The organism is Acidimicrobiia bacterium, from assembly GCA_035471805.1.
GTDB lineage: Bacteria > Actinomycetota > Acidimicrobiia > Spongiisociales > JAHEDJ01 > JAHEDJ01.
In genome coordinates, this window is sequence record DATIPS010000007.1 from 37,016 (window position 1) to 57,177 (window position 20,162).

Sequence of the window (20,162 nt, forward strand, 5' to 3'; positions counted from 1 at the left end):
GGATTCCACCTAGAACGCCTCAAGTGATTTCCTGGCCATGTCGTGGAGGATCATGCGGTGCCGCGGGTTGGCGATGCTGTAGACGACGTTGTCACGGGCGGCCGATCCGATCAGTCCCATCACTGCGTGCGCCGCAGCTCTCGCCTCGTCGAGAGTCAGTTTCGGGTGCAGCTTGATGATCACTTCAGCCCAGGTGTCCGTGTAGCGCGCATCGTTGCGTTCCGCGGCACGCTGGTAGTAGTCGGGAACGTGACGGAGCTCCCGCACGAGCAACATCAGCGCTTCCCCTTGTTCCAGGGCCAGGGTCATGTGAGTTTCGATCAGCACGTCGAGCGCGTCCTCGGGTTCGAGACCCTCGAGCCGTTCAATGGCACCGCGCAAGAGTTCCCAGATGCGGTCGAACACGGCGAGCAGTATGTCGTCCTTGCCGGCGAAATGCCTGTAGAGGCCCGGTCCTGTGATCCCGGACGCGGCGCCGATCTCGTCGATGGAAGTGGCGTGAAAACCGCGATCGTCGAAGAGTCCCATGGCCGCATCGACGATCTGTTCCCGGCGCTTTCTACCCCGCTCGGTCGGCGCTTCCTGGGTGGCGGCTTCGCTGGATTCCATCATCGGTTCTCCGGGGCACCGGCCCAGAGGCCGGGGCCCGGGGAGTCCCCCTTCGCTCAGATTCCGATAGCCTCGGCCAGTAGCCGGCGCTGGTGGTGGACGCCACCAAACATCAACGACGTGCTCTTGGCGCGCTTGAAGTACATGTGCGTGTCGTGTTCCCATGTGAACCCGGTTCCTCCGAGAACCTGGATCGTGTCCGACGCAGCCGTCAGATATGCCTCGGAAGCCACGGACTTCGCCAGCGGTGCAGCAATCAGCATCTCGCCGGGATCATCGACCACACGGGCCGCGTGGTATGCGGCCGATCTGGCGTGCTCGACCGAGACCAGCATGTCGGCGAGACGGTGTTTGATCGCCTGGAACGAGCCGATCGCCCGGCCGAACTGGAAGCGGGTCTGCGCATGCTCGACTGAGGTCTGAAGGCACCACTGGGCACCGCCGACCTGCTCCAGGGCCAGTGCCACCGAAGTGAGACGGAGAACGCGGTCGAGGACCGGTCCGGCCGAGCCTTCTTCGCCGAGCAACGCCTCATCGCCCAGACGAACACCGGAGAAAGTGACGGTTGCCTGCTTTCGCGTCGCATCGAGCGTGTGGACGGGCTCCACCGACACGCCCTCCGCGTCGGCCGGAACCAGGAAGAAGCTCAAGCCGCCCGGAGTGTTCGCCGCGGTGATGATCGTTCCGGCAACTCCGCCGAAGAGGACGTGTTGCTTGACTCCGTCGAGGACCCAGGCGTCGCCGTGGCGACCGGCGACCATGGAGATGTCGCCGGGACCTGCACCCCGCGGCCCCTCAAACAGGGCCATTGTCATGACCGACTCGCCCATCGCAATGCCGGGGAGTAACTCTTTCTTCTGCGCATCGTTCCCACCGAGGAGAATGGCGTTGGCAGCCATGACCACCGTCGAAACGAACGGCCCCGGGAAGAGACTGCGTCCCATCTCCTCGAGTACCACGCTCAACTCGGCGAAGGTGTATCCGGCACCGCCGTACTCCTCCGGAATCGCCAGCGAATGCCAGCCGAGTTCGGCACCGGATTGCCACAGCGCGGCGTCGAACCCCGTTGTCGAGTCGGCCATCTCCCGGACTTTCGCGGCAGGTACCCGATCCTCGAGGAACTGACGGGTGGTCCGGCGAAGCATCTCCTGTTCCTCCGTGAGTGCGAAGGTCACGCGGGGTGTTTCAGCCACGGGGCACCTCCTTCCACGGTAGGTCTTTGTCGACGCGCGGCTCTCCGGGGAGACCCAGGACCCGCTCGCCGAGGATGTTGCGCATGATCTCCGAGGTCCCGCCTTCGATCGAGTTGGCACGGGCCCGCAGGAAATTGCGCTGCGGGGTTCCTTCGGCTTCGAACTCGGTCGGACGGTGGAGTACGTACCCGCCCGGATACAGAGTGCCGTCCCATCCCATGAGCTCGACGGTGAAAGCGGTGATCGCCTTGTTCAGGTCGGCCCACGCCAGCTTGCCGGTGGAGCCCTCAGGACCGGGGACGCCCGCCTTGCGCATCTGGTTGGCCCGCTCGACGGTCAGCCGGAGCGCTTCCCACTCCGCCCAGTAGCGGGTGAGCTGATCGCGTAGCGCCGGATCGTCGTGGCCGTATTCCTTCCAGGCCTTCAGAGCGTCTTTGATCGATCCGCTTCCCCGCGGCAGCGAGCGGCTGCCTATGGCCACCCGCTCGTTCATGAGCGTCGTCATCGACACCCGCCACCCGGCACCCACCTCATCGAGACGATAAGCATCCGGGATACGCACATCGTCGAAGAAGACCTCGTTGAACTCGGCCTCACCGGTGATCTGATAGAAGGGACGAACGTCGACGCCTTCGGCTTCCATATCGACGATGAAGTAGGTGATGCCTTTGTGCTTGGGGACATCCGGGTCGGTCCGGACGGGCAACATCCCCCACTTGGCGATGTGGGCAAGGGTGGTCCACACCTTCTGTCCGTTGACGATCCATTCGTCTCCGTCGCGCACCGCTTTGGCAGAGAGGTTGGCGAGGTCGGATCCGGCACCGGGTTCACTGAACAGCTGACACCACATGTCCTCCGTTGTGAACATGGGCCTCAACCACATGCGCTTCTGTTCGTCTGTGCCGTGGGCGGAGATCACTCCGGCGCCCATGCCGATTCCGAGCAGATTGACTTCTCTGTTCCAGGTCGGCGCCCCGGCTGCGGCGATGCTGCGCTGCACGAGACCCTGGTACTTGGGGCTGACCCCGAGACCACCGAAACCCTCCGGATATTGCACCCATGCCAGGCCCAGGTCGTATTGCCTGCCCCAGAACTCCTGGGGTTCCACGGACGGGTCGTATCCGCTGAGAAGCTCTTCGATCCTCTCGGTGACCAGCGCCTCCGCCTTGTCGACGGCGATCGTATCGCTCATTTGGCGCTCCTCCATCGTGACGGCTATTCGTCCACCAGTTAGTGTACGTTAACAATAACAGCGCGAAGCATACTGGAGGAAGGGTGAGGGTCGCGGGCAAGACGATCGTGGTTACCGGAGGAGGAAACGGGATCGGCGCGGCACTCGCGGCGAAGTTCGCGGACGAGGGCGCCGGTGGTGTTCTGGTGGCCGACATCGACGGAGCGGCAGCCCGGGAAGTTGCAGGCCGCATCGGCGGACTTGCCGTCGAAGCCGACGTCGGCGATGAGGCAGCCGTGCGGCACATCGTTTCGTCGGCCGAGGACGCGTTCGGCCCCATAGATCTGTTCTGTTCGAATGCCGGAATCGGACCTATCGGAGGTCTCGAGATGCCCAATGAGGCATGGCAGGAGATCTGGAACGTGAATCTCATGGCCCATGTTTTCGCGGCACGAGCCGTCCTGCCGTCGATGCTGGCACGCGGCGACGGCTACCTCCTCCAGACTTCGTCGGCAGCCGGACTGCTGACGAACATCGGAGCAGCCGCCTACTCGGTCACCAAACACGCCGCGGTGGCCCTGGCGGAGTGGATGTCGGTCACCTACGGCGACGGCGGCATCAAGGTTTCGGCGCTGTGCCCGCAGTTCGTGAATACTGCGATGTTGGACGCTCCCGATGCCGATCCGGCCATCTCGGCGTGGGTGCGCCAGAACACCATCGAGCCCGAGGAAGTAGCCGAGATCGTCGTACAGGGCCTGCAGGAGGAACGCTTCCTGATACTGCCCCACCCCGAGGTCGGAGAGTTCTTCCTCCGCAAGGCAACCGACTACGACCGCTGGCTGCACGGCATGCGACGCCTGCAGAGACAGATCACGCTCCCGGCGCAGTGACGTTGGCCCCTAGCCGGACCGCCGCAGAGCAGGCATCGTAGAACCCGCACAACAGAAGGAAGGTTCATGAAGACCAGAATCACGGAAATGTTCGGGGTGGAGCATCCGATCGTCCAGGGTGGACTGATGTGGATTGCCAACGCCGATCTCACCTCGGCGGTCGCCAACGCCGGGGCGATGGGATTCATGACGGCCCTGAGTTTCGAAACGCCGGACAAGCTGCGCGAGGAAATCCGTCGCTGCCGCGACCTCACCGACAAACCCTTCGGCATCAACCTCACCTTTCTCCCGACGCTCCGGCAGCCGGACTATCCGGCGTACCTCATGGCATGCGCGGAAGAAGGCATCGAGTTCATCGAGACGGCCGGACGAAATCCGGAGCCGTACATGGAGCACCTCAAAGCGGCCGGGATGAAAGTGATCCACAAGTGCACGTCCGTCCGTCATGCGCTGAAGGCGCAGGCGATCGGATGCGACGCGGTTTCGATCGATGGGTTCGAGTGCGCAGGCCACCCCGGCGAGGACGACGTCACGTCGCTGATCCTCATCCCCATCACGGCCGACGCCTTGGATATCCCGATCGTGGCTTCCGGAGGTTTCGGAGACGGCCGCGGCCTGGCCGCCGCGCTGGCGCTCGGCGCCGACGGCATGAACATGGGGACGCGGTTCGTCGCCACCCGGGAGGCCCCCCTGCACCAGAACTTGAAGCAGGCGATGGTCGATTACGGCGAAACAGACACCTCCCTCGTAATGCGCTCCCTGCGCAACACGGAACGCGTCCTCACGACCGAGACGGCCAGGAAGGTCATCGAGATCGAGTCGACCGGAACGGCGACAATCGCCGACATCGCCCAGTATGTCTCCGGCAAACGCGGCTACGAACAGGTTCTGAAACAGGGCAATGTGCAAGAGGGCGTGATGGCAGCCGGCCAGGTGATGGGCCTGATCCACGACATCCCCACGGTGAAGGAACTGATCGACAGGATCATGGCCGAAGCCGAAGAGGTCATCGCCGGCCGTCTGGCATCCATCAACGCCTGATAGCTACCCGTTCTCGGGTGAGCTGGCACCGGAGGCCGCACTTCGAGCGGGCCGGCCGGAGGAGCCAGAACGGCGCCCGCCGCGCTCACGAACTACGGTGCAGTCGCCCGACTAGAAGGAGCAAGGGATGTTCGACCTCACCGGCAAAACGGCAATCGTCACCGGCGGCAATGGTGGTATCGGGCTGGGCTTCGCCCGCGGCCTCGCCAAGGCCGGCGCCAATTTGGCGATCTGGGGACGGAACGCCCAGAAGAACGAGAGCGCAAGAGCCGAACTGGGAGCACTGACCGACGTACTGGCGCTGCAATGCGATGTCGGTGACGAGGCTGAGATCGAACACGCCTTCGCCGAGACCGTTGACAGGTTCGGCCGGGTGGACTCGGTGTTCGCCAACGCCGGGATCGGTGCACCTGCCAACCGGTTCACGGAAATGACCCTCGACGAATGGCGAAGCATTTTCCGTGTGAACATGGAGGGCGTTTTCATCACGTTCCGGACGGCCGTTCGCCACATGATGGAGCACGGGCAGGGCGGTTCGCTGGTCGTGACCAGCAGCGGATCTGCGGTCTTCGGCATGCCGCGCGGACAGCACTACGCGGCGACGAAAGCAGGAGTCAACGCTCTGATCCGCGGGCTGGCGGTGGAGTACGGCAAGCACGGGATACGGGCCAACGCGGTTATGCCCGGTTGGATCGATACCGACATGACCGCTGAACTGCTGGCCAGCGAGCGCTTCGAGCGCGGCGTCCTGCCGCGCATTCCCAGGAAGCGCTGGGGCCTTCCCGAGGATTTCGAGGCGATCGCCGTCTATCTGGCCGCCGACGAGAGCGCCTGGCACACCGGCGACGTGATCAACATCGACGGCGGCTACGCCGTCGCCTGACCCCCATACAACCTTTTCGCGCGACATTCGGCAGCCATAGGCTCGGAATGTCGCGCGAAAACGGGGAACAACTACCAGCGGTGGTAAGCCGGGTGGCCCTCTTCGACGGCCACGAAGGTGGCCCGGGATGTGGCACAGACCCGTCCGCCGGAGAGCAGTTCGGTCTCGATTACGGCCTTAGGGTCCTTCGATTCGACGACTCTTGCTATCAGACGCACGGGCTGATCCGACGGCGTCGGGCGGATGAACCCGACCTGGAGATCGGCCGTAACGGTGACCGGGGGACGATCGGCTCCGCGCTCGTTCATCAGGTGGATCGCGGCGGTCCAGTTCGAATGGCAGTCGAGCAGCGCCCCGATGATCCCGCCGTTGAGAGCACCTTCGAAAGCCTGGTGGTGCGGCTGCGGTGTCCAGTCGGCCACCACGGTGTCGCCGTCGACGAAGCTCTTTATCCGGAGGCCGAGCCCGTTGGCGGGTCCGCAGCCGAAACAGATGGTGGCCGGACCGAACGTATCCTGGAGGCTCTTCATCAGAGCGAGAGTAACTGATTACTCACCGCGACCGGCAGGTGGGTCGCTTCTGCCTCACTCCCCCGGCCGGTACTCCGATTCGAGGTTGGCGAGAATGTCGGCCTCGTTGAACCAGACCGGCCGGAGCCGGCGCTCTGCGAACAGCGCCGCCTGGTCTGCGAAGTGGGGGGAAGCGCCGTCGTGTACGGCGGACCCGAACTGATGCACTGCCTCGGAGGTCACAGAGCCGTCCGAGTGGAACGTGACGATCAATACGTAGGCGTCGCCGGCGATTCCCTCGAATCGACCGTCTTCCAGGTCACCGTAGACGGCGTGGAGCAGGTCTGGACCTCCGCCGATTCCGATGTCGAGGTCACCGCGTACGAGGCGGTTCACTTCCGACCACTTCGGAGCTATCGACCCCCGGCTCTCCTCGAGCCTTGCCACGACAGCCCGCATGGCCGCCTCGAGTTCGGTATCGCCCACCTCGAGCGCCGACCCCATCTGCGACGGATCGAAGTCGACATCGGCCTCCAGAAGCTGCGCCAGGAGCATGATGACGAGGCCCGTGGCCGGATCGTCGGGATCAGCCTCCCGATCCCACGAGGCGAGAAGATCCAGTGCCCCGTCCAGGTCCGCGGCCCACTCACTTCCCAGGATCCGGTCGACGAGGAGGGCCGGAAGTGAATCCTCGTCGTATGTCATGTCCCATTTGATGGCCTTCAACTCCTCCGGCGTGATCGATTCATCGGCCGCGAACAACTCGAGGGATCGAAGCGACCTGTTGGTCTCCTGATCCTCAACTCCCATGAAGGCCGGGAAGTCCAACGGATCGAGCCCTTCGGGTCCGGCGGTGAAGGGCGTCGAGTTGGAGTTCTGGATGAAGCCGCCGGCCGGGTCCACGACCCACGGCAACCGGTCGAGCGGGACGTAGCCGTCCCACAGGGTCGCCCGCGTGTTGCCCGGCACGTATCCGGACCAGTCGAAGGCCGGGTCGCGGTCGGGAATCAAACCGTGATAGAGATAGGCGATCTTGCCTGTACGGTCGGCGTATCCGACGGAGAACGAAGGCAGCCCATCCTGGCGTTTCAGGGCCGCCTCCCAATCTTCGAATGTCTTTGCCTTGTTCATTTCGAAGAGTTGCTCGACCAGGCCGGTTTCACCCATGCCCGCATAACGGATCGCGTACGTGCCGTGGTCCCGGCGCACGACCGGGCCGTAGATGGACCACAGGACTTCCTGGGAGAATGTCCATCGCAGGCGCCCCAGCAGGCGCACCTCGATCGGGGCCTCTCCTACTTCGAGGGTCAGCCATTCTCCGTCCACCCGGTATCTGTCGGGGTCGTCCGGGTCGATGTCGAGTTCGTAGACGTCGATCAGGTCGGGACGGTTGACGGTGAACGACCAGGCGAGGTCGCGATTGTGCCCGAGTGCCAGCACCGGCATGCCCGGAAACAACGCCCCGGTCATGTCCCAACCCTCATCGCTGGTGACGTGGGCTTCGTACCATGCAACCGGGCCGGTCCAGGGTTGATGTGAGTTCGATACCAGCATCGTCTCGCCGCCCGCGCTCCGATTGGGCGAGACGGCGAACACGTTGGATCCGTATCTGACCGCAGGTGATCCGGCGGCCGACAGGTCGGGACGCTCATCCTCGAAAAGGGATCCGATTGTTGCCTCGAGTCCGAAGAAGAGCGGGACCTTCTGTGTGAAGCCGGCCACTATGTCTCGCCCGGACATCGGAAACAATCCGACCAGTGCCTCATCGGGATGGAGTTGCGCGTAATGGTTGACCCCGTCGGCGTACGCCTCGCAGATTGCCCGGATTTCCGGCGAGAGCTGCGCCCAGCCGGCTTCCACAGTTTGCGGGATGCGCAATAACTGGACGAAGTAGTCGACGGGGGCAGAGTCCGGCCCGTACACGGAGGCGAGTTTCCCCCGTGCGGCGAGGGCGGTCTGCTGGATAGTCAGGAAATCGTCTTCTGCGTGGGCAAAGGCGAGCCCGTATGCCGCGTCGGCGTCGGTCGCTCCCCATACATGCGGTATGCCGTAGGTGTCGCGCCGGATGACCGTGTCGTATGTGCCGGGGGCCGGAGCGACACCATCGACCTCCCCTGCCGCCGATTCGGGCCAAAACAGCCAGGCCGACAAGACGACCAGGACCCCGGCAGTCGAGAGAAGCCACCTTTTCCAACGAGACATCGGCGGAACGGTATCAGGTGCAGGTTCGTTGCCGGGAACCCAAGGTGGCGCCGGACCGGCCCACCGGTCCCGTACCGCCCAATACACTCCCCCGCATGAAGCTCACACCGGCACAACTCGAGTTCCTCTCGGAACGGCACCTCGGCACGCTCACGACCCTCCGTCGCGACGGCAGCCCGCATGTAGTCGCAATCGCCTTCACTTACCTCCCCGGAGACGGATCGGTCAGCATCATCACGAATGAGGGATCGCAGAAGGTCAGGAATGTCGAGGGATCGGCCCGCGCCGCAGTGTGCCAGGTGGACGGGGGCCGCTGGCTCACGCTGGAAGGCCCGGCAACCGTGCACCGCAGCGCGACCGAGATCGCCAGAGCGGAAGCCGCCTTCGAATCCCGCTACCGGCCGCCCTCCGACAATCCAAAGCGCGTGGCGATCGAGATCTCTGTCGACCGAGTTCTCGGATCCGGAAGCCTCGGGCATGCGTGAACACTGGGATCTCGAGGAGGGGATCAGCTTCCTCAACCATGGATCCTTCGGGGCGACACCGCGCGCCGTGCTGGAAAGCCAATCCGCTCTCCGGCGGCGCATGGAACTGGAACCCGTCCGCTTCTTTCGAGATGAGCTCGAAACGCTCGGAGAATCGGCCCGCGCCGAACTCGGCCGCTTCGTCGGTGCCCATCCCGCCGACCTGGCTTTCGTCCCCAACGCCACCACCGGCGTCAACGCCGTCTTACGATCGCTCCCCCTGGACGCCCGCGACGAGATCCTGATCACCAACCACGGCTACAACGCATGCTCCAATGCAGCCCGGTTCGCGGCTTCCCGAGCGGGTGCGACTGTGGTGACCGCACGCATCCCGTTCCCTCTCGACGATGAGGACCAGATCGTGGAAGGCGTCCTGGAAGCGGTGAGTCCTCGAACCCGGCTGGCCGTGATCGACCACGTCACCAGTCCCACCGCCTTGATCTTCCCGATAAAGGAAATCGTCGCCTCCCTCGCCGACGCCGGCATCGACACACTGGTCGATGGAGCCCACGCCCCGGGCATGCTGGATCTGGACATCGAGGCGATCGGAGCCGCCTACTACACCGGCAACTGCCACAAGTGGATGTGCGCACCGAAGGGAGCGGCCTTCCTCCATGTACGTCCGGACCGGCAGGATGGGATCGTCCCAACGACCATCAGCCACGGCGCCAACTCCACGCGATCCGATGTCTCGAAGTTCCGACTGCTGTTCGACTGGACCGGCACCCACGACCCGAGTTCCTATCTCTCGATTCCCGCCGCCATCGCAACCGTCGATGCGATGGTCGACGGCGGCTGGGCGCAAGTGATGCAACGAAACAGGGAGCTGGCGCGTTCGGCCCGTGATCTGTTGGTCGAAACCCTGGGCATTCCCAGTCCGGCCCCCGACAGAGTTCTCGGATCGATGGCCGCAGTTCCGTTGCCTGATGACGGCGCTCCTTCATCGACCGACGGGAGCCAGCCTCTGCGGGACCGGCTGCTTCGCGACCATCACATCGAGGTTCCCGTCCCCGATTGGCCGGCGTGGCCACACCGGCTGCTGCGTGTTTCTGCCCACCTGTACAACCGGCCGGATGAGTTCCACCGACTGGTCGATGCCCTCCGAGCGCTCGACATCGCCGTCCACTGATCGGGTCGAGCACCGGGAGGACGGTCGGAACCGTCAACTGGGCCGACGAGGCCGGAAGGGACGATGGGGGCAAACCCCCATAGCAACTCTTCCCAAGGTTTCGGACAATCGCGGCAGGCTTCGAACAAGGAGTTGCGATGACCGATAGCCGACATCCCGCACATCGACGCCGGACGAGACGCACGCTGATAGGCCTGGTGGTGTTCGTGGTCTTGTTCCACCTGGCCGGAGGGTGGTACTTCTCGGGCCTGATCAAGACGGACGGCCTCGAACCGCGTGCCTCGGAGCACAACTTCGGCGTACGGGTAGTCGAAGTCTCCAACCACTCGATCACGCTCGACGGAACAGACCGCCGAGCCATCGACCACCCCGGAATCATCGGATTGTGGTGGGAGGACGGCTACGGCCAGGTCGGCCGAATCCGCTCGACCGACGGCACCACCGTCAAACGTGACCTCACCATCTTCTATGGAGATCCGCCGCCGCTCTGCACAGCCGGAGATCTGGAACAATGCCCCGGGGTCGATCTCGAAGGCTTTGCATTTCCGAAGGACCCGTCCGATGTGGGCCTGACATTCGAGGAAATCACTTTCGAGTCCCCGCTTGGCCCGATGGGTGCCTGGCTGGTATCCCCGCCCGGTGAAGCCGGATCAATATGGGCGATTCATATGCACGGGTGGCGAACAGACAGACGGGAAGCTGTGCGGATGCTGCCTGCATACGCAGAATCCGGAGTCACGTCCCTCGTGATCGACTATCGAAACGACCCGGGTGCCCCCGCCGACCCGAGCGGCCTGTACAGGTTCGGGCGAACGGAGTGGGAGGACACCGAAGCGGCGGTTCAATACGCGCTCGACAACGGCGCCGACCGGGTCGTCCTCAGCGGTTACAGCACCGGAGCCACAGCCGAAATGGCTTTCCTCGCTTACTCTCCGCTCGCCGACCGCGTAGTCGGGGTGGTGTTCGACTCGCCCAACATAGACTTCGGGCGAGTGGTTTCCGACCAAGCGTCCAGGCGGACGATCCCCGGAACACCTATCCCGCTCCCGCCCTCGTTGACGGCAACGGCGAAGTGGATCGCCGATCTACGCTTCGATGTCGATTGGGACGCCATCAATTACGTGGACCGGGAGGACATCCTGCAGGTTCCGGCTCTGGTCTTCCACGGGATGAACGACCAGAGGGTGCCCGTTGCGGTCTCCGAGGACCTGAAGGCTGCCTACCCGCATCTGGTGACTCTGATTTCAGATCCGGAGGCCGATCACGTCCAAACCTGGAATGTCGATCCCGCACGCTACGAGGCTCATATTGGCGAGTTCCTTGCGGCGCTGGCAGAGGCGGGCTGATGGTTCGACATGGGACTGATCGGGTGCCGCAGCACAGAACCGGTCCACCGATGCCACCTATTCGGGCCCTTCGGCTCTATACATCCGGCCGGCTCACCTCCAGTGTGGCTTCTGGGAGCGCCAGACCCACCGCCCGTTATCGCCGGCCCGCCGGCTCGGGCCGGAGGGGAGGGCTTTCAGAGCTGGACCACCCGGAGAGTCATGACATCACCCGGCGAAGGCAATCCAACTGCGATTCAAACGCTCGACATATCAAGGAGATTCGGCGACTTCACAGCAGTGGACGGGGTTGATCTCTCGATTGAGCAGGGAGAGCTCTTCTCACTCCTCGGGCCCAACGGCGCCGGCAAGACGACCACCATCAAGATGTTGTGCTGTCTGCTCAGACCCACCGGCGGAACGGCCGTTGTGATGGGTCACGACATAGCCGACGACCCGTTGTCGGTGAAGCGCGTGATCGATATCTCACCACAAGAGACGGCCGTCGCCGGGCGACTCAACGCCCGGGAGAACCTGAGTCTCATGGCGGGCCTGAACGGACTCGAGAAACACGAGGCGAAGCGGCGGTCCGAGGAGCTGCTGCAGATGATGGGCCTGACTGAGAGGGCCGATGAGCGGGTGAAGAAGTATTCCGGAGGGATGAAGCGCAGGCTCAGCATCGCCATGGCTCTCGTCTCCAACCCTCAGGTGCTGTTTCTCGATGAGCCCACCCTCGGTTTGGACCCCCAGTCGAGAAGAGCCATCTGGGAGCACATCGAAGAGCTCAAAGGCGAGACAACGATCGTTCTCACCACTCACTACCTCGAAGAGGCCGACGCGCTGGCAGACAGGATCGCGATCATCGATGAAGGCAAGATCGTCGCGCTGGGGACTCCCACCGAACTGAAGGACGGTATCTCCGCCGGGCAGGTGACCGTGGTAGAGACGGACAACCCGACCGACGAATCTATCGACGCTCTGCGCGGGAGATACCGGGAAGTCAGGGCAGTCGACGGTGCGCTCGAGATCGACGGTGAAGATGTGAGCCTCTACGACATCGAGGATCTCCTGCGGCCCAGAGGAGTCACCATCAAATCCGTGTACAGGAAGCAGATCACGCTCGACGACGTGTTCTTGCATCTCACCGGAAAGCAGTTGAGAGAATGAGATCTCTGGAGCTGGCGAGAAGGAACTTCAAGGAGGTCTGGCGAGACCCCCTGTCCCTGGGAATCACCATCGCCCTCCCCGTGGTCCTGTTGCTCGTCCTTCAGGCATTTGGAGAGTTCGAGGACATCTTCGAGCCGACTTCCCTGACACCCGGAATAGCCCTGTTCGGTTTCGTCATGCTGATGTTCAGCTCGGCGATGATCCTCTCCCGGGACCGGGAAGACGCCCTCTTTGCACGGCTTCTGACCGCTCCGCTCTCGGCACGCGACTTCATTGCCGCCTATTCGCTGCCGTATGTATCGGTGGCGATCATCCAGGGCGTTGTGCTTTTTGTCATAGGTGGCTTCCTCGGGCTCGAAATGAACGGAAGTGTGTTGCTCGTCATCCTCGTCCTGTTCCTCATGGCAGTCCTCTACGTAGGCCTCGGAATGATCCTCGGGTCGCTCCTCGCCGTCGCGCCGATGTCCGGCGCATATGCGGTGGTCCTCCTCTTGACCATATTCGGAGGAGCCTGGATGGACTTGGAACAGATAGGAGGCGCGTTCCAGAGTGCCGGAAACGCTCTTCCTTTTGCACATGCTCTGGATGCCACCAGAAACATCATGATCGATGGTGCCGATCTCGGTGCCATCGGCACAGACCTCCTCTGGGTCTCTGCCTACACCCTGGCGATCGTCGCCCTGGCTCTGGTCCTGTTCAGAAGGAAGATGCTCGAGTAGCAGCCGGACGCTCGAGTCGACGCGGTCCGCCCGGAGTAGCCCGGTCCGTCTCCGATACAATGACGAAGAGAGCGGCATCGACAGGCAGAGCCCAAGCCAACGCGGGCAGCAATCATCACAAACCCGGGAGGGCCCAAGTGTCAGAGAACAGCGCAGGCAAATGCCCCGTGATGACGGGACTTCACACGGCGGTTGGATCAACTGCGAACCAGCACTGGTGGCCGGATCAGTTGAACCTGAGAATCCTGCGGCAGAACTCGCCGTCGTCCGACCCCATGGGCGAGGACTTCGACTATGCCGAGGAGTTCAAGACCCTCGACTTCGAAGGGCTCGCCGGGGACGTCGATGCGCTGATGACCCGGTCGCAGGATTGGTGGCCGGCCGATTACGGCCACTACGGGCCGTTCTTCATTCGCATGACGTGGCACTCGGCGGGCACCTACCGGGTCACCGACGGCCGAGGCGGCGGAGGTGCCGGCGCACAGCGCTTCGCCCCCCTCAACAGCTGGCCGGACAATGCCAATCTCGACAAGGCGCGCCGGCTGCTCTGGCCGATCAAGCAGAAGTACGGTCGGAAGATATCGTGGGCCGATCTGCTGATCTTCGCCGGGAACCGCGCCCTGGAGACGATGGGATTCAAGACATTCGGGTTCGGCGGGGGTCGCCGGGACATCTGGGCACCTGAAGAGGACGTCTATTGGGGTCCGGAGCGGGAGTGGCTCGGTGACGAGCGCTATAGCGGTGACCGGGAACTGGCCGATCCGCTCGGTGCCGTCCAGATGGGCTTGATCTACGTGAATCCGGAGGGGCCGAACGGCAACCCGGATCCGATGGCAGCCGCGATCGACATCCGCGAGACGTTCGCCCGGATGGCGATGAACGACGAGGAGACGGTTGCCCTCATCGCAGGAGGGCATACGTTCGGCAAGACTCACGGCGCCGGCGATGCCGATGCGTACCTCGGCCCTGAGCCCGAGGGCGCCGGAATCGAGGAGCAGGGTTTGGGCTGGAAGAACAGCCTCGGCACCGGTAAAGGAGCCGACACGATCACCAGCGGACTCGAGGGTGCCTGGACCCCTGACCCGATCACCTGGGACAACGGTTACTTCGAGATGCTGTTCCGGTACGAGTGGGAGCTGACGAAGAGTCCTGCCGGTGCGCATCAGTGGACCCCGAAGGACGTCGAGAGCCGGGACCTCGTTCCGGACGCGCACGATCCGTCGAAGCGACATGCGCCGATGATGGCCACGACCGACCTTTCGATGATCACCGATCCGGTCTACAAGGAGATCTCAAAGCGGTTCTACGAGAACCCGGACCAGTTCGCCGAAGCTTTCGCCAAGGCCTGGTACAAGCTGCTCCACCGCGACATGGGGCCCGTCGCCCGCTATCTCGGCCCATGGGTTCCCGATGGAGAACTGCTGTGGCAAGACCCGGTACCTGTCGTCGACCACGAACTGATCGACGACGAGGACATCGCCTCGCTCAAGGCCGAAGTCCTCGACTCCGGTCTGTCCATCTCACAGCTGGTGTCGACAGCCTGGGCATCGGCGTCGACCTACCGGGATACCGACAAGCGCGGCGGCGCCAATGGGGCGCGCATCGGCCTATCTCCTCAATCGGGGTGGGACGTCAACGTGATGTCCGGCGTCTCCCAGGTTTTGGACACCCTCAGAACGATTCAGCAGGGTTTCAACGGGTTGCAGAGCACCGGCAAGAAGGTCTCTCTGGCCGACCTGATCGTGCTGGGCGGGTGCGCAGCGGTCGAGGCGGCCGCTGCCCGGGGCGGACACGACATCCGGGTGCCGTTCTCACCGGGTCGCACCGATGCCACCCAGGAACAGACGGATCCCGCGTCGTTTGCCGTGCTCGAGCCAACCGCAGACGGGTTCCGTAACTACCTGCAGAAAGGCCACAAGCTTCGTGCCGAGCACCTTCTGGTGGACAAGGCGTTCATGCTGACGTTGTCCGCGCCGGAGATGACGGTTCTTCTGGGCGGCATGCGCGTGCTGAATGCCAACGCCGGGGGGTCGGACCATGGGGTCTTCAGCGACCGACCCGGGACGCTGACCAACGACTTCTTCGTGAACCTGCTCGATATTGCCACCGACTGGAAGGCGACCTCGGATGCCGGGGACGTGTTCGAGGGTCGCAGTCGGGCGACCGGTGAACTCCGGTGGACGGGCACCCGCACCGACCTCGTTTTCGCCTCGAACTCGGAGCTCCGGGCGATCGCCGAGGTCTACGGCAGTGTCGACGCCGAGCAGAAGTTCGTACATGACTTCGTCGCGGCATGGGACAAGGTCATGAATCTCGATCGCTTCGACCTCCAGTGATCTGAGCCGACGGAGGTCCGGTTGACGGATTACCCGGTTCCCTAGGCTCGGCTGAGGCGCCTACGGCCCGGCTCCGGCGTCCGGAGGCCGCAGCGCGCCGGACTCCCTGCTGGCGCCATCGCCGCGTCCGGACGGCCATAATGTGTCGCATATGGACCTCGTGCTGCTGGTCGTAGCCTTCGGCTTTGGATTCGCAGCCACCCGTATGCGACTTCCGGCCCTGGTGGGTTATCTGGCCGCCGGTTTCGTGCTTCATGCCGGCGGGTTCGAGGCGAGCGAGGCGCTCGAGACCATTTCAGAACTCGGCGTCCAGTTGCTGCTGTTCGGGATCGGACTCAAGCTGAGGATCGGTACCCTGGCTCGTCCGGAGGTGTGGGGAACGGCCACGATTCACCTTGCCTCCACCACGGCCCTGTTGACCGCCGTGCTGCTCGTCGCCGGGGCGCTGGGGGTCCCGATGGCTTCGACACTCGACCTGGGGCAGGTCGCTTTGATCGGCCTGGCATTCTCCTTCTCGAGCACCGTCTTCGCGGTCAAGACCCTCGAGGAGATGAACGAGTCCGGGTCGCTTTCGGGGCGAGTGGCGGTGGGTGTGCTGATCGTCCAGGACGTGGCCGCCGTCGCCTTTCTGGCATTGTCGACCGGAGAGTTGCCGACGTTGTGGGCGCTGCCGGTGGTGCTGGTGATCCTGGCGCTGCGACCTGCCGTCGGATGGCTGCTGGCACGGACCGGACACGGCGAGCTCCTGGTTCTGCTCGGCTTCGCACTCGCACTGGGGGTTGGTGCGGGAGGTTTTGATCTGGTGGGCCTGAAACCGGAGCTCGGTGCGCTGGTGACCGGGATTGTGGTCTCGTCGCACACTCGAGCGGATGAGATGGCCGACCGGTTGCTGGACTTCAAGGACCTCTTCCTGGTCGGCTTCTTCCTCTCGATCGGGTTGGCGGGGACTCCTCCGCTCGGCTCGTACGCTATGGCGACCTTGATACTCATGCTCATCCCGATCAAGGGGGCCCTGTTCTTCCTGGTTTTCACGCGATTCCGGCTGAGATCCCGCACCGCCCTCCACTCCTCGTTGACCCTGTCCACGTACAGCGAATTCGGGCTGATCGTGGCCTCGGCCGGCCTTGCCGGCGGGCATCTCGACCAAGCGTGGGTGTCGGCGATCGCAGTCGCCGTAGCCGCCTCCTTCGTCGTGGCCTCCGCGGCCAACTCGGCCCGCTACCGCATGTACGGCTCTCTGTCGGGTCGACTCGCCCGCCTGGAACGACACCCACCCCTACCAGACGATGCAGTTGTCGACTGCGGATACGCCCGGATCGTCATCTTCGGAATGGGCCGGGTAGGGACCGGCGCATACGATGAAATCATCGCCCGCCGCGGCGCCATAGTTGTGGGCGTGGACCGCAGCGACGAAACCATCGCCCGACACGACAGACACGGACGGAACGTGGTGCGTGGTGATGCGCTCGACCGAGATTTCTGGGATCGACTTCGTTTCCGGCACGATGTGGAACTGATCCTGGTGGCGATGGACAACCACCGCTCGAACCTCGAGTGCGTCCACCGAGCAAAGGAGTTCCTGCCGGAGGCCCACATAGCTGCGATCGCCACCTACCCGGACCAGGTCGCCGAGCTCAGGACCGCCGGTGTCGACGTCGCCAGGGATTTGTACGAGGAGGCCGGTCAGGGTCTCGCCGACGACGCCGTCGCGTCGGCGTGGGAGCGGTCTGCGGAACCGGAAGAACCGGACGTGTAGACCGGAGCGAGTGAGCCCGGAGCCGGTACACGAGAGCACGGGCAGGCAGTCTCGACCCGGTCGAGACCACCCGGTTCGACATTATTGAGCCGGGCTACGCCGCGCGGGCTTGTGGTAAGAACCCCGCCGCCGGACCTCTTCTAGATTGAGAGGACGGAGAGGCAGGGTTGTTGGAGATCCGGACAAGCTCGTTCACAGAATTCGTTCGAGCCGCGGAGCCGAAGCTCCGCCACGCGTTGATCTCCGCCTACGGCCGTCAGGAAGGTTGGGAAGCTGTGGCCGAGGCCCTTGCCTACGCCTGGGAACACTGGGACCGGATCCAGACCATGGAGAACCCGATCGGCTACCTATACCGGGTCGGCCGGAGCCGGGGTCGCTGGGGTTTCCGGCGGCCCCGCATCGTTCACGAGATGTACCCGGCGGCCGATGATTCGCCCTGGATCGAACCTGCCCTGCCGGCTGCCCTGCGACGGCTGTCACAGCGACAGAGGACGGCGGTGATGCTGGTCAAGGGGTTTGGGTGGACGTATCAGGAGGTTGCCGATCTGACCGGCATCTCGCTGAGTTCCGTCCAGAACCACGTGGAACGAGCTCTCAGCAAGCTGCGAGCGGACCTGGAGGTGGCCGATGGTCTTTGACCTGGAGGATCGGATTCGCGCCTATGCCGAACATCTGGATGACACCACACCGAGCGTTGGACCCGAGACGGCTCGGCGGATCGCAGAGCACCGGCCGCGCTCGACACGGTTGACGGCCGCGGTTGCTGCGGCAGGACTCGTTGTTCTGGCTCTTGCTTTGGTCGTAGTCCTGAATCCGTTGGGTTCGGAGTCGCCTGTTGTCGAGCAACCGGCGACCGTGTCCACGGCCGTCGCATCGGAACCCACGACGAACTCAGAAGCGGGCCCGACCGCTACCACAGGGACAGCCCCGACCACCACCACCGAGGCCCCCACGCCACCGGTGACGATGACCTGGACCCGCATCGAGTCCGACGTCTTCGGTGGATCCGGGCAGCAGTGGATCAGAGACATTGCCGCCGGTGGGTCGAGATTGGTGGCGGTCGGTGCGGACGGCTCGGGCGGTGATCTCGATGCTGCCGTCTGGTATTCGACCGACGGAAGTACCTGGAGCAAGGTCGTGCACGACGAGGCCGTCTTCGGTGGTCCGGGGGATCAGTACATGATGGCGGTCACGGCGGGCGGACCGGGGTTCGTGGCCGTGGGTGAAGATACGTCGGAGGATGGATCTTCCGGCATCTCGGCTGTGTGGATCTCCGAGGACGGGATCAGCTGGAGCCGGGTCCCTCACGACGAGGCCGCCTTCGGCGGTACGGAACAGACCAATGTCTTCATGAAGGACGTCACTGTGTTTGGGTCGGAGCTGGTCGCGGTAGGGGTGGAAGTCACTGAAGGCTCCGCCGACGCGGTGGCGTGGATCTCGGCAGACGGGATCAGCTGGGAGCGGGTCCCTCACGACGAGGCGGTGTTCGGAGGGCCACAATTCCAGGTCATGTGGGCAGTGGTGCCGGCCGGTCCCGGACTCGTGGCGGTCGGACAAGGCGGCGACCTGGCGGGGGAAAGCGGACCGGGCCAGCCGGCGGCAGTGTGGACTTCCACCGACGGCCGCGACTGGTCGCGAGTACCCGAACAGGCCGGATTGCTGAGCGGATACCCGGCCCGAGGACCCGACAACGGAGACTGGGCACGCATGGACGACGTGATCGTCGGTGGTCCCGGTCTGGTGGCCGCAGGTCGCGTGGGCAGATGTCAGGATCTCGCCTGCACCGAGGACGCAGCAGTCTGGACGTCGGTAGATGGGGTGACATGGGGACGAAGCACCATCGAGGAGGCAGTCGGCATGAACTTCGACCGGATCTTCGGAGTGAGCAGTTTCGGCGACCTCCTGGTTGCCACCGGAGTAGGCCGCGCCGCCGACGTGAACCTTGGGCCGGCCGTGGTCCGGACCTCGACCGACGGAGGCCGGACCTGGGATCGCGTAATGAGCGCCGCCGCCTTCGGAAAACTGAACGAAGGGCCGAATGCCATATATGCGTCGGTCGAGGTCGAGTCCAGCTTGATCGCAGTCGGCAGCTGGGGGTCGGACGCCGCCATATGGATCGCCACCAACGAAGAGTGACTCATACCGATAGGGGAAGACGATGAGAAAGACGACGAGCGTGATCCTGGCACTGGGAATACTGATGACTTTGCAGGCGCCGGTGAGTGCCAAGAAGCCGGTGCCGCCACCGGGACCGGAACCGATGATAGGCCTCACCTGCGAACAGTGGGCCGTCGAGCATCCCCAGTTCGCGCAGATTGGTGGCGCCGACAACGACTTTGAGCTGGTCCTCGACGCCGACCAACCGTCAGCCTGCATCGACGTCGCCTCGCTGCAAGGCACCTGGCGGATCGCCATCGATGCGGAGTCGGCGGCGTCTCTGGAGGTGCAAGTGAAGGACAGTGTCCCCGGCGACTTCTGCTATCGCGGGAGCTTCGGAAAGAAGAAGAACCCCATTCCCGACTCGCCGTGGATGATCGACGTCGAGATCCCCGCCGCCGCTATCGATGGCTGCACCCCCGGCGAAGTCGGCCTGGCGGCAGATCAAGATCCTGCCCTGGTGTTCGCGGTGGCCTACAGCCCCGAGAGGGGGACGACCGGCTCAAAGGTGACGATCCACGTCGACCTTCCGTCTCAGCCCTAGTCGTCTC

18 protein-coding genes are annotated in these 20,162 nt (G+C 64.0%); 13 read left to right on the top strand and 5 right to left on the bottom strand.

Features of this window, described 5'->3' with window-relative positions:
* Window positions 1–9: 9 nt before the first annotated feature.
* The 3 genes from VLT15_01295 to VLT15_01305 are packed head-to-tail and all read right to left on the bottom strand — an operon-like array spanning window position 10 to window position 2,994.
* Window positions 10–609 carry a TetR/AcrR family transcriptional regulator gene (locus VLT15_01295; GenBank protein ID HSR43849.1) on the bottom strand — a complete coding sequence of 200 codons (600 nt, stop codon included), beginning with the start codon at window positions 607–609 and terminating at the stop codon, window positions 10–12.
* A 56-nt stretch (window positions 610–665) separates the two neighbouring features.
* Window positions 666–1,802 carry an acyl-CoA dehydrogenase family protein gene (locus tag VLT15_01300; GenBank protein HSR43850.1) on the bottom strand — a complete coding sequence of 379 codons (1,137 nt, stop codon included), beginning with the start codon at window positions 1,800–1,802 and terminating at the stop codon, window positions 666–668.
* Window positions 1,795–2,994 carry an acyl-CoA dehydrogenase family protein gene (locus VLT15_01305; protein ID HSR43851.1) on the bottom strand — a complete coding sequence of 400 codons (1,200 nt, stop codon included), beginning with the start codon at window positions 2,992–2,994 and terminating at the stop codon, window positions 1,795–1,797. Before VLT15_01305 ends, VLT15_01300 begins: the two co-directional genes overlap by 8 nt.
* Before the next feature lie 83 nt (window positions 2,995–3,077).
* Between VLT15_01305 and VLT15_01310 the strand changes: the two genes are divergently transcribed.
* The 3 genes from VLT15_01310 to VLT15_01320 all read left to right on the top strand — a co-directional run bounded on the left by VLT15_01310 (window position 3,078) and on the right by VLT15_01320 (window position 5,787).
* Window positions 3,078–3,863 carry an SDR family oxidoreductase gene (locus tag VLT15_01310; protein ID HSR43852.1) on the top strand — a complete coding sequence of 262 codons (786 nt, stop codon included), beginning with the start codon at window positions 3,078–3,080 and terminating at the stop codon, window positions 3,861–3,863.
* Window positions 3,864–3,929: 66 nt separating this feature from the next.
* On the top strand, window positions 3,930–4,904 hold the full coding sequence (locus tag VLT15_01315) for a nitronate monooxygenase (GenBank protein ID HSR43853.1): 975 nt from the start codon (window positions 3,930–3,932) through the stop codon (window positions 4,902–4,904).
* A gap of 127 nt (window positions 4,905–5,031) precedes the next feature.
* Window positions 5,032–5,787 carry an SDR family oxidoreductase gene (locus VLT15_01320; protein ID HSR43854.1) on the top strand — a complete coding sequence of 252 codons (756 nt, stop codon included), beginning with the start codon at window positions 5,032–5,034 and terminating at the stop codon, window positions 5,785–5,787.
* A 71-nt stretch (window positions 5,788–5,858) separates the two neighbouring features.
* Here VLT15_01320 and VLT15_01325 read toward each other — a convergent pair whose 3' ends face one another.
* Together VLT15_01325 and VLT15_01330 are read right to left on the bottom strand one after the other, a co-directional pair.
* A complete protein-coding gene (locus VLT15_01325) occupies window positions 5,859–6,317 on the bottom strand; it encodes a PaaI family thioesterase (protein ID HSR43855.1) in 459 nt (152 codons plus the stop codon).
* A gap of 54 nt (window positions 6,318–6,371) precedes the next feature.
* Window positions 6,372–8,498 carry an acylase gene (locus VLT15_01330; protein ID HSR43856.1) on the bottom strand — a complete coding sequence of 709 codons (2,127 nt, stop codon included), beginning with the start codon at window positions 8,496–8,498 and terminating at the stop codon, window positions 6,372–6,374.
* A gap of 95 nt (window positions 8,499–8,593) precedes the next feature.
* On the opposite strand from VLT15_01330, the gene VLT15_01335 reads away from it, so the two are divergent.
* The 10 genes from VLT15_01335 to VLT15_01380 all read left to right on the top strand — a co-directional run bounded on the left by VLT15_01335 (window position 8,594) and on the right by VLT15_01380 (window position 20,155).
* Window positions 8,594–8,983 carry a PPOX class F420-dependent oxidoreductase gene (locus VLT15_01335; protein ID HSR43857.1) on the top strand — a complete coding sequence of 130 codons (390 nt, stop codon included), beginning with the start codon at window positions 8,594–8,596 and terminating at the stop codon, window positions 8,981–8,983.
* Window positions 8,976–10,151 carry an aminotransferase class V-fold PLP-dependent enzyme gene (locus VLT15_01340; GenBank protein ID HSR43858.1) on the top strand — a complete coding sequence of 392 codons (1,176 nt, stop codon included), beginning with the start codon at window positions 8,976–8,978 and terminating at the stop codon, window positions 10,149–10,151. The genes VLT15_01335 and VLT15_01340 overlap by 8 nt, the downstream gene beginning before the upstream one ends.
* Window positions 10,152–10,288: 137 nt before the next feature.
* Complete coding sequence (locus VLT15_01345) at window positions 10,289–11,497, top strand: hypothetical protein (protein ID HSR43859.1); 1,209 nt, start codon at window positions 10,289–10,291, stop codon at window positions 11,495–11,497.
* Between the two features lie 201 nt (window positions 11,498–11,698).
* Window positions 11,699–12,643: an ATP-binding cassette domain-containing protein gene (locus VLT15_01350; protein ID HSR43860.1), complete on the top strand. Its 945-nt coding sequence runs from the start codon at window positions 11,699–11,701 to the stop codon at window positions 12,641–12,643.
* Window positions 12,640–13,362 (top strand): ABC transporter permease, encoded by a 723-nt coding sequence (locus tag VLT15_01355; GenBank protein ID HSR43861.1) that lies wholly within the window; start codon window positions 12,640–12,642, stop codon window positions 13,360–13,362. Before VLT15_01350 ends, VLT15_01355 begins: the two co-directional genes overlap by 4 nt.
* A 137-nt stretch (window positions 13,363–13,499) precedes the next feature.
* A complete protein-coding gene (gene katG / locus VLT15_01360) occupies window positions 13,500–15,698 on the top strand; it encodes a catalase/peroxidase HPI (GenBank protein ID HSR43862.1) in 2,199 nt (732 codons plus the stop codon).
* 151 nt (window positions 15,699–15,849) lie between these two features.
* Complete coding sequence (locus tag VLT15_01365) at window positions 15,850–17,454, top strand: cation:proton antiporter family protein (protein ID HSR43863.1); 1,605 nt, start codon at window positions 15,850–15,852, stop codon at window positions 17,452–17,454.
* Between the two features lie 170 nt (window positions 17,455–17,624).
* A complete protein-coding gene (locus VLT15_01370) occupies window positions 17,625–18,092 on the top strand; it encodes a sigma-70 family RNA polymerase sigma factor (GenBank protein HSR43864.1) in 468 nt (155 codons plus the stop codon).
* Window positions 18,082–19,590 (top strand): hypothetical protein, encoded by a 1,509-nt coding sequence (locus VLT15_01375; protein HSR43865.1) that lies wholly within the window; start codon window positions 18,082–18,084, stop codon window positions 19,588–19,590. The genes VLT15_01370 and VLT15_01375 overlap by 11 nt, the downstream gene beginning before the upstream one ends.
* Before the next feature lie 22 nt (window positions 19,591–19,612).
* Complete coding sequence (locus tag VLT15_01380; protein ID HSR43866.1) at window positions 19,613–20,155, top strand: hypothetical protein; 543 nt, start codon at window positions 19,613–19,615, stop codon at window positions 20,153–20,155.
* The last annotated feature ends 7 nt before the right edge of the window (window positions 20,156–20,162 follow it).

Coding starts and splice junctions, on each gene's coding strand:
- VLT15_01295 (HSR43849.1), bottom strand. CDS start 609: ATGGAATCCAGCGAAGCCGCCACCCAGGAAGCGCCGACCGAGCGGGGT.
- VLT15_01305 (HSR43851.1), bottom strand. CDS start 2,994: ATGAGCGATACGATCGCCGTCGACAAGGCGGAGGCGCTGGTCACCGAG.
- VLT15_01315 (HSR43853.1), top strand. CDS start 3,930: ATGAAGACCAGAATCACGGAAATGTTCGGGGTGGAGCATCCGATCGTC.
- VLT15_01320 (HSR43854.1), top strand. CDS start 5,032: ATGTTCGACCTCACCGGCAAAACGGCAATCGTCACCGGCGGCAATGGT.
- VLT15_01325 (HSR43855.1), bottom strand. CDS start 6,317: ATGAAGAGCCTCCAGGATACGTTCGGTCCGGCCACCATCTGTTTCGGC.
- VLT15_01330 (HSR43856.1), bottom strand. CDS start 8,498: ATGTCTCGTTGGAAAAGGTGGCTTCTCTCGACTGCCGGGGTCCTGGTC.
- VLT15_01335 (HSR43857.1), top strand. CDS start 8,594: ATGAAGCTCACACCGGCACAACTCGAGTTCCTCTCGGAACGGCACCTC.
- VLT15_01340 (HSR43858.1), top strand. CDS start 8,976: ATGCGTGAACACTGGGATCTCGAGGAGGGGATCAGCTTCCTCAACCAT.
- VLT15_01345 (HSR43859.1), top strand. CDS start 10,289: ATGACCGATAGCCGACATCCCGCACATCGACGCCGGACGAGACGCACG.
- VLT15_01350 (HSR43860.1), top strand. CDS start 11,699: ATGACATCACCCGGCGAAGGCAATCCAACTGCGATTCAAACGCTCGAC.
- VLT15_01355 (HSR43861.1), top strand. CDS start 12,640: ATGAGATCTCTGGAGCTGGCGAGAAGGAACTTCAAGGAGGTCTGGCGA.
- VLT15_01365 (HSR43863.1), top strand. CDS start 15,850: ATGGACCTCGTGCTGCTGGTCGTAGCCTTCGGCTTTGGATTCGCAGCC.
- VLT15_01375 (HSR43865.1), top strand. CDS start 18,082: ATGGTCTTTGACCTGGAGGATCGGATTCGCGCCTATGCCGAACATCTG.
- VLT15_01380 (HSR43866.1), top strand. CDS start 19,613: ATGAGAAAGACGACGAGCGTGATCCTGGCACTGGGAATACTGATGACT.